The following is a 14,540-nucleotide window of genomic DNA, read 5'->3' on the forward strand; positions in this document are numbered from 1 at the left end:
GGCCTCAAGCCGGTGTCGCCCCGTCCGGGTGATAACACGCCGTCTTTTCAGAACGGCGTCAGGTGATCAGTTCGTCTTGGTGGGCGCCTTGGTGGCCATGGCGGCGGCGTCCGCCCAGCTCGGGCAGGCGCGGGCGTCCAGCGGCACGTCGTAGGGCTGGTAGTTGGAGGCGTTGACCACGGTGGGCTTCAGCACCACCTCGGTCACGATGGCCTCGTTGCGCAGCGCGCGGATGGCCACCATGGTGCCGATGCAGCCCTGCACGAAGCCGTTGTAGTCGCCCGTGGCCAGCAGCTTGCCGGCCTTGATGGCGTCCACCGCCTCCTTCGTGCCGTTGATGCCGATGACCTTGGCCTTGCGGTTGGCGCCGTCCAGCGCCTCGATGGCGCCGATGGCCATGGCGTCGTTGGCGGCCAGCACGCCGTCGATCTGCGGATGGGACTGCATCAGGTTCTCCATCACCTGCAGGCCCTGCAGGCGCTGGTAGTTCGCCGGCTGGCTGGCGAGCAGCTTCACGTCCTTGTTTTCCTTGATGGCGTCATTGAAGCCGCGCACCCGGTCGATGTTGGTGAGCGAGCCCTTCACGCCCTCAAGGATCACCACATTGCCCTTGCCGCCCATCTCCTTCAGCAGATAGCGGCCGGTTTCTAGGCCGAGGCTGTAGTCGTCCGCGCCGACGAAAGCGAGGAACTTGCCACCGGCCGAACGGTCGGTGACGTTCACCACCGGAATCTTGGCCTCGTTGATCTGTTCCACGCCGGGCACCATGGCCTTGTAGTCCACCGGCACGAAGACGATGGCGCTCGGCTTCTTGACGATCACGTCCTCGATCTGGCTGAGCTGCTCGGGGATCGAATCCGGCTTGGTGGGAATGTAGTGCACCACCTTGGCGCCCATGGACTTCGCCGCCACCTCGGCGCCCACGCGCACGGTCTGGAAATACGGGTTGGTCTGGTTCTTGGTGAAGACAGCGATGGTCTCGTCCGCGGCGAGTGCGCCGGTGGACAGGAGCGCCACCGGCAGCGCCGCGGCGATGAGCTTGAGGTTCGACTTCAACGTCTTCATGGGGGTCTTCCTCCGATTTTTGATATTTGGCTGGTTACTTCGATGACGCTTCAGGACCGCTTGCGGCTGATCATGTCGAGCCACACGGCGAAGACGACGATCACGCCCGTCACCAGAGGCTGCCAGCTCGCGTTGACCGCGAGCAGGTTCATGCCGTTCAGCACCAGCGTGAGGATGAGCGCGCCGACGAAGGTGCCGAACACGCTGCCCACCCCGCCGAACAGCGAAGCGCCTCCGATGAGCACCGCCGCGATGGCCGGCAGCGTCATCGCCTCGCCGATGTCGCCCTCGGCCGAGTTCAGCCGGGCAAGGAAGACGATGGAGGCGACGCCCGCCATGGCGCCGGAGAAGGCGTAGACGAGGATCAGGCGCCGATCGACCGGGATGCCCGAAAGCCGCGCCGCCACCGGGTTCGCGCCGATGGCATAGATCTGCTGCCCCCACACGGTGCGCTGGGCGAAGACGGCACCGGCCACGAGGAAGCCGACCATGAGGTAGACCGGGATCGGGATGCCGAGGAAATAGCCCGAGCCGATCTGCCGGAAGCCGGGCGGGAAGCCGTGGATGGTCTCACCGGCCATGTAATAATAGGTCAGCCCGTGCAGCACCCACAGCATGCCATAGGTGGCGATGAAGGAGGGGATGCGCAGCTTCGCCACCATCAGCCCGTTGCAGATGCCGATGGCGCAGCCGCTGGCGAGCCCGGTGAGGGTGCCCAGCGCCGGCGAGCCGGTGGCCTTGATGACGGTGGCGGCGAGGCAGGCGGACAGCCCGATGTTCGCGCCCACCGAGAGGTCGAGCCCGCCGGTGAGGATCACCAGCGTCAGCCCCGAGGCGAGGAAGAACAGGAGGCTCGCCTGCCTGAGCACGTTGAGGATGTTGTTGGTGGTGAAGAAGGCATCCGTCGCGACGCTCAGCGCCACGCACAGGAGGCCCGCCGCCAGCAGCCGGTAGATCAGCTGCTGCATGTCCTTGGACAGATGGATGCGGGGCGTGCCCGCGGAGATGTCGCCGGCGAGGCTCATGACTTCTTGCTCCGCATGCCGTCGAGGAAGAGGGCGAAGATGACGAGGACGCCGATGCAGGCCACCTGCACCGAGGAGGGCACGGCCATGAGGTTCAGCCCGTTGCGCAGCACGCCGACGGTGAGCACGCCCATGAGGGTGCCGAAGATCCAGCCGTTGCCGCGCTCGAAGGAGGTGCCGCCCAGCGCCACGGCGGCGATGGCGTCGAACTCCATGCCGATGGCGGCGGTGGGATGGCCGGCATTCATGCGCGCCGTCATCAGGAGCGCCGCGACGCCGGCCATGGCCCCGCCGAGCATGTAGACGGAGATCAGCAGCCGCCGCCACTTCACACCCGCCAGCGTCAGCGCCTCGCGGTTGCCGCCCAGCGCGCAGATGTAGGTGCCGAAGCGGGTGTGGTAGAGCAGCACATGGAACAGGGCGTAGAAGCCCGCGCCGATGAGGATGGGGTTCGGGATGCCCGCCACATCGCCGGAATAGACCTGCCGCACGAAGCGCGGGATGCCCACCACGCTCTGCCCGTCCGAGACGATGAGCGCGAGCCCCTGCGCGGCGCCGAGCGTGCCCAGCGTGGCGACGAAGGGCGGAATGCCCAGCACCGACACCAGCCAGCCGTTGGCGAGGCCGAAGGCGAGGCCCACGCCCAGCGCTCCGGCGAGCCCGAGCAGCAGCGATTGGGTCGCCACCACGATCAGCGCCAGCACCAGCGAGGCGAGGGTGAGCACCGCGCCCATGGAGAGGTCCAGCCCCTCCGTCATGATGATGAGCGTCATCGGTAAGGCGAGGAGCAGCAGGATCACCGACTGCACCAGGATGTTGGAGATGTTGCCGGCCGTCAGGAAGCCGGGGCTCGCCACCGCGAACAGCACGCCGAGCACGGCGAGCGCCACGGCGACGCCGGGCACGGACGGGATGCGCGCCCGCGCGGGAGTTGAGGGAGAAAGGGCGTGGTCACTCATCGTGCATCCCCATTCGAACGATATTTTCTTCGGAGAGGTCGGCGCGGCCGAGTTCGCCGACGATGCGCTTGCCGCGCATGACGTAGGCGCGGTCGCAGACATGGACGATCTCCGCCTGCTCGGAGGAGATCATGAGCACCGCCGCTCCTTCGGCCACCAATTGGTCGATGAGGGCGAAGATCTCGGATTTTGCGCCCACGTCGATGCCGCGGGTGGGCTCGTCGAAGATGAACAGGCGCGTGCCGGCGGCGAGCCACTTGCCGATTACCACCTTCTGCTGGTTGCCGCCGGAGAGGACGGCGACGCTCTGGTTCGGCGAGGGGGTGGCGATGCGCAGGCGCTGGATCATCTCCTGCGCCGAACGCCGCGCCTTGCCGGGGGAGAACATGTTGCTGGGAAAGAGCTTCGGCAGACCTGCCACGGCGAGGTTGTCGCTGACCGTGCGGATGAGCGCGAGGCCCTCCGCCTTGCGGCTCTCCGGGATGAGGCCGACGCCGGCGAAGGCGGTGGCGTCCGGCCCGCCGGTCCTCGGCTTGCCGAAGATGCGCACCTCGCCCGCCGTCACCGGATCGGCGCCGAAGATCGCGCGCGCCACCTCGGTGCGGCCGGAGCCGACGAGGCCGCACAGGCCGACGATCTCGCCCGCCCGCACCTTCAGGTCGATGTCGCGGATGCCGTTGCTGGACGAGAGGCCCCTGGTCTCCAGCACCACCTCGCCCGGCTCGGTGGCGAAGCGGCGGGGATAGGACATGTCCACGTTGCGACCGACCATCATCCGCACCAGCTCGTCCGGCGAGGTCTCGCCGGGGAGCGCGCGGCCCACCAGCTTGCCGTCGCGCAGCACGGTGATGCGGTCGCCGAGGGCGAACACCTCGGCCATGCGGTGGGAGATGTAGACGAGGGCGACGCCCTTCGCCTGCAGCTGGCGCATCACCTCGAACAGCCGCTCGGTCTCGCGGTCGGAGAGGGCGGCGGTGGGCTCGTCCATGACGAGGATGCGGGCATCCTGCGACAGCGCCTTGCCGATCTCCACCATCTGCTGCTGGGCGACGCCGAGCTGGTGCACCTTGGTGCGCGGGTCCACATCGAGGCCGATGAGGTCCAGCACCTTCTGCGCCTCGCGATAGAGGCGGCGACGGTCCATCAGGCCGGGAATACGCGAGGGAAATTCGCGGCCGAGGAAGATGTTCTGCGCCACGTCCAGATAGGGGACGAGCGAGAACTCCTGAAAGATCACCGCGATGCCGAAGCGCCGCGCATCGGCGGGGGAGCGGATCTCCACTTTCTCGCCGTTGTGGAAGTATTCGCCCGCATCGGCCTGATAGGCGCCGCAGAGCACCTTCATGAGCGAAGACTTGCCGGCGCCGTTCTCGCCGAGGAGCATGTGGACCTCGCCCGGCCACACGGCGAAGGATACGTCGTCCAGCGCCTTCACGCCCGGGAAGGTCTTGGAGATGCCCTTCAGCTCCAGGATGGGGGTGGCGGGCACGGCCGGGGGCGCGGCCAGTTCGAGGCGAGGCGTCGTTGCCATGACCGCCCTCATGGTGCGTCTCCTTGCTGTGTGTCGCGGGGCCGGAAGATCTTGCCGGGATTGAGAATGCCGTCGGGATCGAGGGCGCCCTTCACGAGGCGCATCACGTCCACCGCGTCGCCCAGTTCGAGGGGCAGGAAATCCATCTTGCCGAAGCCGATGCCGTGCTCGCCGGTGCAGGTGCCTTCCAGCGCGATGGCGCGGCGGGCGAGGCGGTCGCAGAAGGCCTTGGCGCGGGCGAGTTCCTCGGCGCTGGCGGGATCGATCAGCACCAGAAGGTGGAAATTGCCGTCGCCCACATGGCCCACCACCGGGGCGGTGAGGCCGCTTTCCGCGATATCCGCCGCCGTCTCCACCAGGCATTCGGCGAGGCGGGAGATGGGCACGCACACGTCGGTGATCATCGCCTTCGCCCCGGGGCGCAGGGCGAGGCCGGCGTAAAGCGTGTTGTCGCGGGCATGCCAGAGGCGGCTGCGCTCCTCCGGCGTCGTCGCCCACTGGAAGCCCTCGCCGCCGAACTCGGCCGCCAGCGCCTCAGTGGTCTCCGCCTGCTCGGCCACATAGGCCTTGGAGCCATGAAACTCGAAGAACAGGTGCGGCACCTCGGGCAGGCCGAGCTTGGCGTGCAAATTCATGCCGCGCATCATCACCGCATCGAGCAGCTCCACCCGCGCCACCGGCACGCCGGACTGGATGACGGCGATGGCCGTGTCCACCGCGGCTTTCAGATCCGGGAAGGCGCAGACGGCGGAGGAGATGGCCTCCGGCTGCGGATGCAGCTTCAGCGTCACCTGAGTGATGACGCCGAGCGTGCCCTCGGCGCCCACGAACAGGCGGGTGAGATCGTAGCCGGCGGCGGACTTGCGCGCCCGCTGCGCGGTGCGGATGACGCGGCCGTCGGCCAGCACCACTTCCAGCGCCAGAACATTGTCCTTCATGGTGCCGTAGCGCACCGCCATGGTGCCCGAGGCGCGGGTGGAGGTCATGCCGCCGATGGAGGCGTCGGCGCCGGGATCGATGGGGAAGAAGAGGCCCGTATCACGCAGCTGGGCGTTGAGCTGCTTGCGGGTGATGCCGGGCTGGACGGTGACGTCCATGTCCTCCGCATTCACCCTGAGCACCCCATTCATCCGCCCCATGTCGAGGCAGACGCCGCCGTGCAGCGCCGCCGCGTTCCCCTCCAGCGAGGTGCCCGCGCCGAATGCGACCACCGGCAGCCTCAGCTCGCGGCACAGGCGCACGACCGCCTGCACCTCGGCGGTGGTTTCGGGAAACACCACCACGTCCGGCGGTGTCGCCGCATGATAGGCCTCGCTGCGGCCATGGTCGGCGAGCACGCCGGGGGCGCGGGTGGCCCGTTCCCCGACGATCTCGGCGAGCCGTGCCAGGACGCCATCCATGGGATGCGCTGCGATGGGCATATGGGCAGACATGCGTTCCTCCCTTCGCGCGTCCCGTTGGCCGGGCTTGCTGCGCGTCTGTCCGTCCCGTTACGCCGCCTGCGAAGCCGCGGCGGATACGGGGTTGAGCTTGAAATCGTAGGTCAGCGCGCACCACGGCGTGTCCATCGCCCGGCCGTCCGGCGCGGTGCCCGGCGCATGGGCGATGAAGTCGCGGATGAGCGAATCCTTCACCCCAAACACCGCGTCGCTGTCGAGATAGGTGTCGCCGGCGACGAACACATGGGTCACGAGCTTCTCGTGGCCGGGTGCCTCGATCATGAAATGCACATGGGCCGGCCGCCAGGGATGACGCCCCTGCGCCTCCAGCATCTTGCCCACCGGCCCGTCGTGCGGAATGGGATAGGCGGCGGGCTTGATGGACCAGAAGGCGAACCGGCCCTGATCGTCCGTGCGCAGGCGGGCGCGGGCGACGAGGCCGTCGTCCTCGTGCTGCACGTCGTAATAGCCGTCCACGTCCGAGTGCCAGACATCGACGATGGCGTTCGCGAGCGGCGTGCCGTCCAACGTCGCGACCGAGCCGGAGACGAACATGGGCTCGCCCTCCAGATGCCCGGAAATATCCGTGCCGTTCGCCACCTCCGGCGGGCCGTCCACATAGAAGGGACCGAGCACGGTGCTCTCGGTGACCGCCGTCTGGTGGTCGTGATTGATGGCGTCCACCAGCATGGAGACGCCGAGCGTGTCCGACAGCAGGATGAACTCCTGCCGCGTGCCGGTGCACATGTGGCCGGTGTCCGTGAGGAAGGCGACGCCCTTCTCCCATTCCGCCTGGGTGGGGCGCACCTCGCGGATGAAATTGTGCAGGTGGCGCACGAGCGCCTCGCTAATCTCGCGGGTGCGGGCATCAGGCGCGTTGGCGACGCGCTCCAGCACCGCCTCGGTGATGGAAAACTGGTCGAAATTCCTCATGCGAGCCTCCCGTCATTCTTGTCGAGATCCGGCTCGCCCAGTCCGGCGAGCCATTCGGCGAGGCGGACCGTGGCGATGAAGTCCGTCTCTCCGTCGCCGCGCCCGATGAGCGCGCCGTAGATCTCCCGCGTGAGCGTGGCGAGGGGCATGGCCATCTCGGCGGCGTGGCCGGCCCCGACGATGAGGTCGAGATCCTTGGCCATCTGCCGGCAGGAAAAGGTGGAATTGAAGTCGCGCGTCTCAAGGCTTTTGGCCTTGTAGTGGACCATGGGCGAGCCCACCGCGCTGTTGGTGAGCACGTCCAGGATATCCTGCCAGGCCAGATTCCCCTTGCGGGCGAGCACGATGCTCTCGCCCATCATGGCCGCCGAGACCGCGATCATCAGGTTCACGGAGAGCTTGGCGTAGCGCGCCTCTTCCTGCGTCCCGAGATATTTCTGGGCGCGGGTGAAATCCTTGGCCACCGGCTCGAAAGTGTCGAACGCCGCGCGGGAACCGGAGACGAAGCAGGTGAGGTTGCCGGTGTGGGCGATGGCGGCGTTGCCGGAGACCGGTGCGCGCAGATAGTGGATGCCCGCACGCTCCGCCGCCGCGCCCAGCTCGGCGGAGATGCCGGGGCTGACGGTGGAGGTCTCCACCAGGATCGCGCCCTTGCGCATGGCGGAGAGCAGCGGCCCCTCCAGCGCGACAGCCCTGAGTGCCTTATCGTCCGGCAGCGAGGTGAAGACGATGTCGCGGCCGGCCGCATCCTGAAGCGTCGCGGCCGGGGTGACGCCACCGGCGGCGGCCTCGGCGATGCGCTCCTGATCGCGGTCGAAGCCGGCGATGTCGCGGCCCGCGCCGGCGAGGCGGGTGGAGATGGGCAGGCCCATCTTGCCAAGCCCGATCCAGCCGAGGGTCAAAGTGTCAGCCATCATCCTCTCCTCACGCCGCCTTTTTGCCGAGGCCAAGCTCATCGACGATGCGCGCGCCCGAGGCTTTGAGCCGGGCGAGCTTCTCGTCGAGGCCGCTGGCGAGCAGCGTCCTGTTCTTCTTCATGAAACGACCGGCGATCATCACCGCCTCCACATCGCCGCGCCCCGCCTGCATCACCACGGTGGCGACGGGATCATGCACCGGCTGGAGATGCAGCGCGCGGGCGTCGATCAGGACGAGGTCCGCCTGCTTGCCGGGGGCGAGGGAGCCGATGCGGGCGTCGAGGCCCAGCATCCGCGCGCCCTCGATGGTGATCCATTCCAGCGCCTGCCGAACCCGCACCGTGGACGTGGGCGGAATGGCGCCGGTGTCGCGGCGGCTGTCCGTATTGTCGAGCACCCGCTGCATGCCAAGCGCGATGCGCGCGACGCCCATCATGTCGCCGGCGAGCACGCTTTCCAGATCCACCCCAACGGAGGGCGCCGCGCCGCGCTTCAGCAGGCGGCCGGTGACGGGGAAGCCGTGGCCCTGCGTCATCTCGTTTTCCGGCGTCACCGAGAAGGAGGCGCCGAGGTCCACGAGGCGGGAGAACAGCTCGTCCGACAGGTCGTTGCCGTGGACAACGTTGATGCCGGGGCCGACCAGCCCCTCGGCGATCAGCGTCTCCCAGCCGCCCGGCGTCTTCGCCGCGCCGCCGCCCTGGTGCATGGAGGCGACGAGTCCGAACTCGCGGGCGAGCCGGAAATCGGCGCGCGCGACCTCCATGGTGGAGTAATGCGGGCCGAGGATGGCGAGGCCCAGCGTCAGCAGACCGTCGTCGCTGGCGAACGGGCCGCGGCGCAGGCGCTCGATCTCGGCGCGCGGATGCGGCACTTCGGAGAAATGCGGCTCGCCTGGCTTGGCATCGGGCTTGGGGGAGCCGTGGAAGAAGGCGGCGCGGATGCCGCCTTCCTGAAGCGCCGCGACGGCGGCGTCTGTGTGGTCCGGGGTCGGGTTGTTGTGGCACCAGTCCACCAGCGTGGTGGTGCCGGCGTCGATCTGGCCGAGCGCGCCCACAAGGGTGGCAATACCGATGTCGTCGGGCCGGAAGCGGGTGGCGAGACCCGCGTGGACCCAGCGGAAATATTCCAGCAGCGTCCAGTCGGCGGCGAGGCTCCTCAGCCCCGTCTGCCAGGTATGCATATGCGCATTCACGAAGCCGGGCACGCAGATGCGGCCCTTCGCGTCCACCTGCTCGGCGTCCGCCGCCTCGATGCGCGGGGCGATGGCGGCGATGCGGCCATCCGCGATCAGGATGTCGCCCGTCTTGAGGTCGCCGATGGCCGGCTCCATCGAGAGGATGGTGGCGCCACAGATGAGGGTGCGCGCGCCCATCAGGCCGCCTCCTCCGCGGGCACCGCCGCCACCGGCCGCTCGCCGGAATAGGCGCGGGCGATGAGGTCGCGGATGCCGTCGCGCGTCACGGGGCGCGGGTTCCAGTAGGGGTTTTCCACGGCGAGGTCGGCAGCCGTCTCGATGCCGTCCGCCGGCATTCCGATGTCGCAGAGCGCGCGCGGCACGCCGAGCGCCCGCACCAGATCGAACAGCCCCTGCGCCGCATCCGGCGCGCCCAGCGCGCGGGTGATGGCCGCCATCGCCTCCGGCGCGGCGGGGGCGTTGTAGGCCACCGCGTGGGGGAGAACGATGGTGTGCGTCTCCGCGTGGGGCAGGTTGAAGGTGCCGCCGAGCGTGTGGCAGAGCTTGTGGTGCAGCGCCATGCCCACCGCGCCGAGGCAGCAGCCGCACAGCCACGCGCCATAGAGCGCCATGGTGCGGGCCTCGATATTCGCCGGCTCGTGGATGAGGATGGGCAGTGCCGAGGAGAGGGTGCGGATGCCGTCCTCCGCCATCAGCGAGATCACAGGATTGCGGTCCCGCGCATAGAGCGCCTCCACCGCATGGGCGATGGCGTTGACGCCGGAGGTGGCGGAGAGGCCGGGCGGAAGGGTGAGCGTCAGATCCACGTCGTAGATGACCACCTCGGGCAGCACGTCCAGCGAGCGGATGGTGGTCTTGCGCCCCTCCTGCGTCTCACCGAGGATGGGCGTCATCTCCGAACCCGCATAGGTGGTGGGAATGACGAGCTGCGGCACCCCGGTGCGCAGCGCCAGCGCCTTGCCGAGGCCGGTGGTGGAGCCGCCACCCAGCGCCACGACGCAATCGGCATCGGCCACCTTCAGCGCGGCGAGCGCCTGCTCGGTCACCTCCACCGGGGTGTGCATGGTGGCGCCGGGAAAGACCCCCGCGCAGGCTTCACCAATGAGCCCGCCGATGCGCTCGCCCTCCCCCGCCTGCTGCGGCGTGGTGAGCACCAGCGCCCGCCGCGCGCCGAGCCGCGCCACCTCGGCGCCGACCTCGGCGACGGTGCCGCGGCCGAAGCGGACGCGGATGGGCAGGGCCTCGTAGGTGAAGGTCTCGATCATGGTTCAGATCCGTCTGCGGCGCGCACGGGCGCGCCTTGGGGCTCACTCGCCGGCGAGAAGCGCGTCGCGCGGACGCGGCGCCGCAGCGGCGGCGGCGGGCGTACGGGCCTCGATGGCGCCGAACGCCGCGTCCTCGGCCACATAATCGACTTGGAAGCGGGCGATGCGCAGGTCCGCCAGCTCCTGCCGGACACGCAGATGCTCGGGATGGGAGGCGTAGGCGGCGAGATCGGCGGCGGTGGCGAACTCGGTCACCAGCACCACGTCGCAGGCATAATCCACATCGGAGATGTCGAGACCGATCTCCACGCGGGTCATGCCGGCGACGCGGCCGCGCAGGCCCTCGAACGCGGCCTTGACCTTCTGGCGGGCGGCGGCGCGCTCCTCGCGCGTGTCTCCGCTGACCCGCCACATCACGATGTGGCGGATGGGTCCCATCATTGGCGTTTCCTCGACCTATTGGTCTTTCGTTGGATGTGAGTTTTGACTTGCGCGCAGCGGAAATAAACGGGATTTTCCGGAACTGTCTTTTGCGCAAAGTGGAAATATGGATCGCCTGACCCAGATCGAGGTGTTCGTGAAGACCGCCGAGCTGCGCAGCCTGTCGCGTGCGGCGGAGGCGCTGGGCATGTCCAACGCGGCGGCGAGCCGGCATCTCGCGGCGCTGGAGGAGCGGCTCTCCGCCCGCCTCATCGAGCGCAACACCCGCCGCCTGTGGCTGACCGAGGCGGGGCAGGAATTCTACCAGCGCAGCGGCACGCTCCTCACCGAACTGGCCGAAGCCGAAGAGGCGGTGAACGAGCATACCCTCGCCCCGCAGGGCCTGCTGCGGGTGACAAGCTCGCTCTCGTTCGCCACCATCTATCTCGCGCCCATGCTGCCGCAGTTCCGCAAGCTCTATCCCAAGCTCAACGTGCATATCGCGGTGGCCAACCGCTATCTCGACTTCATCGAGGCGGGCATCGACGTCGCCATCCGCACCCGCCTGCACGAGCCCGACACCAACATCATCGTGCGCCGCCTCGGACGGATGCGGCGGGTGCTGGCCGCCTCGCCGGCCTATCTGGAGGAGCACGGCCGCCCGCGTGAGCCGGCCGACCTCACGCGACACGACATGCTGGTCTACAATCTCGCACAGGACCCCTTCTCCCTGCGCCTCACGAAAGGCGACGCGGAGCGTACCGTGCGCATCACCGGCGCGCTGGACTGCAACGACGGGCAGGTGATCCGGCAGGCCGCCCTCTCGGGGCTCGGCATCCTCATCCAGCCGCTCTACATCGTGCAGGACGACCTCGCGTCCGGGCGGCTCGTGGCCGTGATGCAGGACTGGCAGCTGCCCATGCTGACCATGAACATCGCCTACCAGAACCGCGAGCGCCTGCCGGCCAAGATCCGCGTGTTCACCGACTATCTCGTCAACTATGTGCGCCAAGTCTCGAGCGCCGGCATCTGGTCCGCCTGACGCAGGCGCGGCTGTCGCCAACGCTCAAGCTGGGCCATGATGGCGACCCCGATACCCTGCGATCACGGGCCGCCCATGCAGCACATCCTCGGCGCCTTCGCCGCCCTCGACCCGCTGATCGCGCTGGGGGTGTTCATCGCCACCGCCGCCACCGATGCCTGCTACGTCGCCTTCACCTCGGCGGTGGTGGCGCGCCGGCGCCTGTCGGCGGCCAACTGGTCCAGCGTCTGGTACATGCTCTCCTCGTTCGCCGTCATCAGTTACACGGAGAACTGGGTCTATGTGGTGTTCGCGGCGGTGGGTTCCTGGGTGGGCGCCTTCCTGTCGCTGACCCTCCTCCACCGCCCCGGCGGCAAGCCCGCGCCGGTCGGCTCCTCCCCGCCGGAATGACGCGCGGAGCCCTCACTCCGGCGCGTCGATGAGCGGATCGGGCCGGGCGAAGGCGGCGAGCGCGGGGCGATCTGCGAGGGTGATGACGGCGCCCCGGCTCGTCACGCCGTGGGTCTTCAGCACGGCGAAGGCGCGGGAAAGGTTCTCCGGCGTCATGCCCAGGAGCGAGGACAGCACCCGTTTCTCGAACGGCAGGGTGATGCGGTCCGCCCCCTCCCCATCGGCGCGCTGGAGCAGCCAGTTGGCGAGGCGCTCGGCGCCCGTTCGCAGCTTCTGGCCCTTCACTTCCTTCACCGCCCGGCGATAGCCGCGGGCCAGCTCGGTGACGACGGCGCGGGTGAAGGCCGGGTCGGTGCCCAGCGCGTCGCGCACCTTTTCCGCCGGGATCATCAGCACCTGCGATTTCTTGAGGGTGCGGGCGGACTGGAGATAGATGCGCGCGTTGAGCACCGCGGCGAGAATGAAGGTGCCCACCGGCGGAAAGCGCTGAAGAAAGGCCGTGCGCACCAGTTCCGCGAAGGTCTCCTCGCGGGCGCGCCCTTTCCATGAGCACCCTCGCCTTCACCGTGTGCTTCGCGGTGTGGACGATCTTCTCCATCATCGGCATCCGCATCCGGCAGGATCTCGGGCTCTCGGACACCGAGTTCGGCCTGCTCATCGGTACGCCCATCCTCACCGGATCGCTCATCCGCGTGGCCCTGGGCGTGTGGGCGGATGTCTATGGCGGGCGCGTGGTTTTCGCCCTCACATGCTGGCGGCGGCACTCGCCACCTTCCTCCTCACCTATGCCGCGACCTACCCCCAATTCCTGCTGGCAGCACTCGGCGTCGGCATCGTCGGCGGCTCCTTCTCGGTGGGCGTCGCCTATGTCTCGCGCTGGTATCCGGCAGGCCGGCATGATCGCCGCCGCCTTCTCCGTGCCGGCGATCCTGTTCCGCGCCTATGGCGGGCATCTCTCCGACGTCTACGGCGCGCGGCGGGTGATGTACTGGACCTTCCTCGTCTCCGGACCACCGCGAGACCAAGAGGAGGCGGTGATCCGCGCCTTGCTCGAGCAGGAGGTGAAGGTGCCCACGGCGGACGAGGCCACCTGCCGGCGCAATTTCTCTCGCAACCCGGCCCTCTTCCGCACCGGGGATGATGGCGGGAGGCCACGACGCGCGTCCGACGGGGCTGGACATTTAATTTTATCCGGGTATTTTTATGAACATTGCAGGAATCGCCCCATGTCCTTTTTCCCCGCCAGACCTTGCACCGCCTTCGCCGGAACACGCCTTCTCCGCAGCGGCCCTCTCGTCGAGGTGGCGATGGCGGTGAAGGCGGCGATGGCAGAGGACAGCGCCCCGCTTCTCGTCTTCGACGATACGACCGGCCGCGTGATCGATCTCGACCTGCGTGGCAGCGACGCCGAAGTCATCGCCCGCCTGGATATGCCGAAGACACCGGCCATGGCCGAACCAAGCCCTCCGGCCAAAGGCCGTGGTCGCCCCAAGCTTGGCGTCGTCGCCCGCGAGGTGACCCTTCTGCCCCGGCACTGGGACTGGCTCGCAGCCCAGCCGAGCGGTGCTTCCGCCACCTTGCGCCGGCTCGTGGACGAGGCCCGACGTCGGGAAGCCCCACAGCAGCAGCGCCGCACCGCGCAGTCCGCCGCCTATCATTTCATGCAGGCGCTGGCCGGCGACTTCGCGGGCTATGAGGAAGCCACCCGCGCCCTGTTCGCAGACGACCGGGACGGGCTGGTGCGGACGACCGCAGGCTGGCCCGCGGACGTACGCGCTCATGTCCTGCGCCTCGCCTTCGACGCCTGAGCGGCATTAAAGCCGCGGCAACCGGAGGGGCGCAGTGTGGGACAACCGCCGGAGCCACCATGTCCGACCAGACCGCGCCGCCCCCATTCCCCGCCTATGCCCTCTCCGGCGCCACACCCAGGGATCGTCCGGCGATGGCGCAGCTGTGGGTGGAGACCTGGGCGAAGACCATGCCCGATATCGACTTCGTCGCCCGCCTGCCCTGGCTGGAAAGCCATCTGGATGGCCTTTCAGCCGGCGGCGCGCTGATCCGCGTGGCACGGGAAGGCGGCGAAGACGGGCAGGTCGCCGGATTTGTCGTCATCCATCCCGGCACCGGCTATCTCGATCAGCTGGCCGTGGCGCCGCGGGTGTGGGGCAAGGGCGCGGCCGAGGCGCTGATGGCGGAGGCGCGACGGATCTCCCCAACCCTCGTCGCCCTCGACGTGAATCAGGACAATCCACGCGCGGTCCGCTTCTACGAGAAAATGGGGCTCGCCATCGTCTCGGAGGGCGCCAATCCCATGTCCGGCCGGCTGACCTACCGGATGGAGTGGCGCGGCGCCTGAAAG

14 protein-coding genes and 2 pseudogenes are annotated in these 14,540 nt (G+C 68.7%); 5 read left to right on the top strand and 11 right to left on the bottom strand.

Translation table 11 applies throughout. The annotated features are described in order from the left end of the window. Positions 1–66 precede the first annotated feature (66 nt). The 10 genes and pseudogenes from V5F63_RS20280 to V5F63_RS20325 all read right to left on the bottom strand — a co-directional run. Entirely contained in the window at positions 67–1,065 is a 999-nt protein-coding gene (locus V5F63_RS20280; protein WP_394027745.1) for a sugar ABC transporter substrate-binding protein, read from the bottom strand. A gap of 50 nt (positions 1,066–1,115) precedes the next feature. Then, positions 1,116–2,090: an ABC transporter permease gene (locus V5F63_RS20285; protein ID WP_394027743.1), complete on the bottom strand. Its 975-nt coding sequence runs from the start codon at positions 2,088–2,090 to the stop codon at positions 1,116–1,118. After that, entirely contained in the window at positions 2,087–3,049 is a 963-nt protein-coding gene (locus tag V5F63_RS20290) for an ABC transporter permease (protein WP_394102730.1), read from the bottom strand. Before V5F63_RS20290 ends, V5F63_RS20285 begins: the two co-directional genes overlap by 4 nt. Continuing rightward, positions 3,042–4,580 (bottom strand): sugar ABC transporter ATP-binding protein, encoded by a 1,539-nt coding sequence (locus tag V5F63_RS20295; protein WP_394102729.1) that lies wholly within the window; start codon positions 4,578–4,580, stop codon positions 3,042–3,044. The genes V5F63_RS20290 and V5F63_RS20295 overlap by 8 nt, the downstream gene beginning before the upstream one ends. Before the next feature lie 8 nt (positions 4,581–4,588). After that, the gene (locus V5F63_RS20300; protein ID WP_394102766.1) at positions 4,589–5,980 is read right to left on the bottom strand and encodes an FAD-binding oxidoreductase; all 1,392 of its coding nucleotides are present in this window, start codon (positions 5,978–5,980) and stop codon (positions 4,589–4,591) included. Positions 5,981–6,070: 90 nt separating this feature from the next. After that, complete coding sequence (locus V5F63_RS20305; RefSeq protein WP_394102728.1) at positions 6,071–6,952, bottom strand: intradiol ring-cleavage dioxygenase; 882 nt, start codon at positions 6,950–6,952, stop codon at positions 6,071–6,073. Beyond that, complete coding sequence (locus tag V5F63_RS20310) at positions 6,949–7,866, bottom strand: NAD(P)-dependent oxidoreductase (RefSeq protein ID WP_394102727.1); 918 nt, start codon at positions 7,864–7,866, stop codon at positions 6,949–6,951. The genes V5F63_RS20305 and V5F63_RS20310 overlap by 4 nt, the downstream gene beginning before the upstream one ends. 10 nt (positions 7,867–7,876) lie before the next feature. Then, a complete protein-coding gene (locus V5F63_RS20315) occupies positions 7,877–9,241 on the bottom strand; it encodes an amidohydrolase family protein (RefSeq protein WP_394102726.1) in 1,365 nt (454 codons plus the stop codon). Next, positions 9,241–10,329 carry a maleylacetate reductase gene (locus V5F63_RS20320; protein ID WP_394102725.1) on the bottom strand — a complete coding sequence of 363 codons (1,089 nt, stop codon included), beginning with the start codon at positions 10,327–10,329 and terminating at the stop codon, positions 9,241–9,243. The genes V5F63_RS20315 and V5F63_RS20320 overlap by 1 nt, the downstream gene beginning before the upstream one ends. Before the next feature lie 141 nt (positions 10,330–10,470). After that, positions 10,471–10,770, bottom strand: a pseudogene (locus tag V5F63_RS20325) (Dabb family protein); the annotation flags it as partial. Between the two features lie 106 nt (positions 10,771–10,876). Here V5F63_RS20325 and V5F63_RS20330 point away from each other — a divergent pair. Both V5F63_RS20330 and V5F63_RS20335 read left to right on the top strand, forming a co-directional pair. Next, positions 10,877–11,791, top strand: a complete 915-nt coding sequence (locus tag V5F63_RS20330; protein ID WP_394102724.1) for a LysR family transcriptional regulator — start codon at positions 10,877–10,879, stop codon at positions 11,789–11,791. A gap of 75 nt (positions 11,792–11,866) precedes the next feature. Then, positions 11,867–12,181, top strand: a complete 315-nt coding sequence (locus tag V5F63_RS20335; protein ID WP_394027732.1) for a hypothetical protein — start codon at positions 11,867–11,869, stop codon at positions 12,179–12,181. A gap of 12 nt (positions 12,182–12,193) precedes the next feature. On the opposite strand, the gene V5F63_RS20340 is transcribed toward V5F63_RS20335, so the two are convergent. Continuing rightward, positions 12,194–12,688 carry a helix-turn-helix domain-containing protein gene (locus V5F63_RS20340; RefSeq protein WP_394102723.1) on the bottom strand — a complete coding sequence of 165 codons (495 nt, stop codon included), beginning with the start codon at positions 12,686–12,688 and terminating at the stop codon, positions 12,194–12,196. A gap of 38 nt (positions 12,689–12,726) precedes the next feature. On the opposite strand from V5F63_RS20340, the pseudogene V5F63_RS20345 reads away from it, so the two are divergent. The 3 genes and pseudogenes from V5F63_RS20345 to V5F63_RS20355 form a co-directional block, all read left to right on the top strand. Then, a pseudogene (locus V5F63_RS20345) lies at positions 12,727–13,188 on the top strand (MFS transporter); the annotation flags it as partial. A gap of 219 nt (positions 13,189–13,407) precedes the next feature. Then, complete coding sequence (locus tag V5F63_RS20350) at positions 13,408–13,989, top strand: DUF2239 family protein (protein ID WP_209489940.1); 582 nt, start codon at positions 13,408–13,410, stop codon at positions 13,987–13,989. Between the two features lie 59 nt (positions 13,990–14,048). Next, entirely contained in the window at positions 14,049–14,537 is a 489-nt protein-coding gene (locus tag V5F63_RS20355; protein ID WP_209485131.1) for a GNAT family N-acetyltransferase, read from the top strand. The last annotated feature ends 3 nt before the right edge of the window (positions 14,538–14,540 follow it).

The organism is Xanthobacter wiegelii (genome assembly GCF_043193855.2).
GTDB lineage: Bacteria > Pseudomonadota > Alphaproteobacteria > Rhizobiales > Xanthobacteraceae > Xanthobacter > Xanthobacter flavus_A.

Excerpts from the sequence above, each read along its gene's own strand:
- V5F63_RS20355 (WP_209485131.1), top strand. The coding sequence starts at position 14,049 with ATGTCCGACCAGACCGCGCCGCCCCCATTCCCCGCCTATGCCCTCTCC.
- V5F63_RS20295 (WP_394102729.1), bottom strand. The coding sequence starts at position 4,580 with ATGGCAACGACGCCTCGCCTCGAACTGGCCGCGCCCCCGGCCGTGCCC.
- V5F63_RS20305 (WP_394102728.1), bottom strand. The coding sequence starts at position 6,952 with ATGAGGAATTTCGACCAGTTTTCCATCACCGAGGCGGTGCTGGAGCGC.
- V5F63_RS20280 (WP_394027745.1), bottom strand. The coding sequence starts at position 1,065 with ATGAAGACGTTGAAGTCGAACCTCAAGCTCATCGCCGCGGCGCTGCCG.
- V5F63_RS20335 (WP_394027732.1), top strand. The coding sequence starts at position 11,867 with ATGCAGCACATCCTCGGCGCCTTCGCCGCCCTCGACCCGCTGATCGCG.
- V5F63_RS20350 (WP_209489940.1), top strand. The coding sequence starts at position 13,408 with ATGTCCTTTTTCCCCGCCAGACCTTGCACCGCCTTCGCCGGAACACGC.
- V5F63_RS20290 (WP_394102730.1), bottom strand. The coding sequence starts at position 3,049 with ATGAGTGACCACGCCCTTTCTCCCTCAACTCCCGCGCGGGCGCGCATC.
- V5F63_RS20285 (WP_394027743.1), bottom strand. The coding sequence starts at position 2,090 with ATGAGCCTCGCCGGCGACATCTCCGCGGGCACGCCCCGCATCCATCTG.
- V5F63_RS20330 (WP_394102724.1), top strand. The coding sequence starts at position 10,877 with ATGGATCGCCTGACCCAGATCGAGGTGTTCGTGAAGACCGCCGAGCTG.
- V5F63_RS20315 (WP_394102726.1), bottom strand. The coding sequence starts at position 9,241 with ATGGGCGCGCGCACCCTCATCTGTGGCGCCACCATCCTCTCGATGGAG.
- V5F63_RS20300 (WP_394102766.1), bottom strand. The coding sequence starts at position 5,980 with ATGGATGGCGTCCTGGCACGGCTCGCCGAGATCGTCGGGGAACGGGCC.
- V5F63_RS20310 (WP_394102727.1), bottom strand. The coding sequence starts at position 7,866 with ATGGCTGACACTTTGACCCTCGGCTGGATCGGGCTTGGCAAGATGGGC.
- V5F63_RS20320 (WP_394102725.1), bottom strand. The coding sequence starts at position 10,329 with ATGATCGAGACCTTCACCTACGAGGCCCTGCCCATCCGCGTCCGCTTC.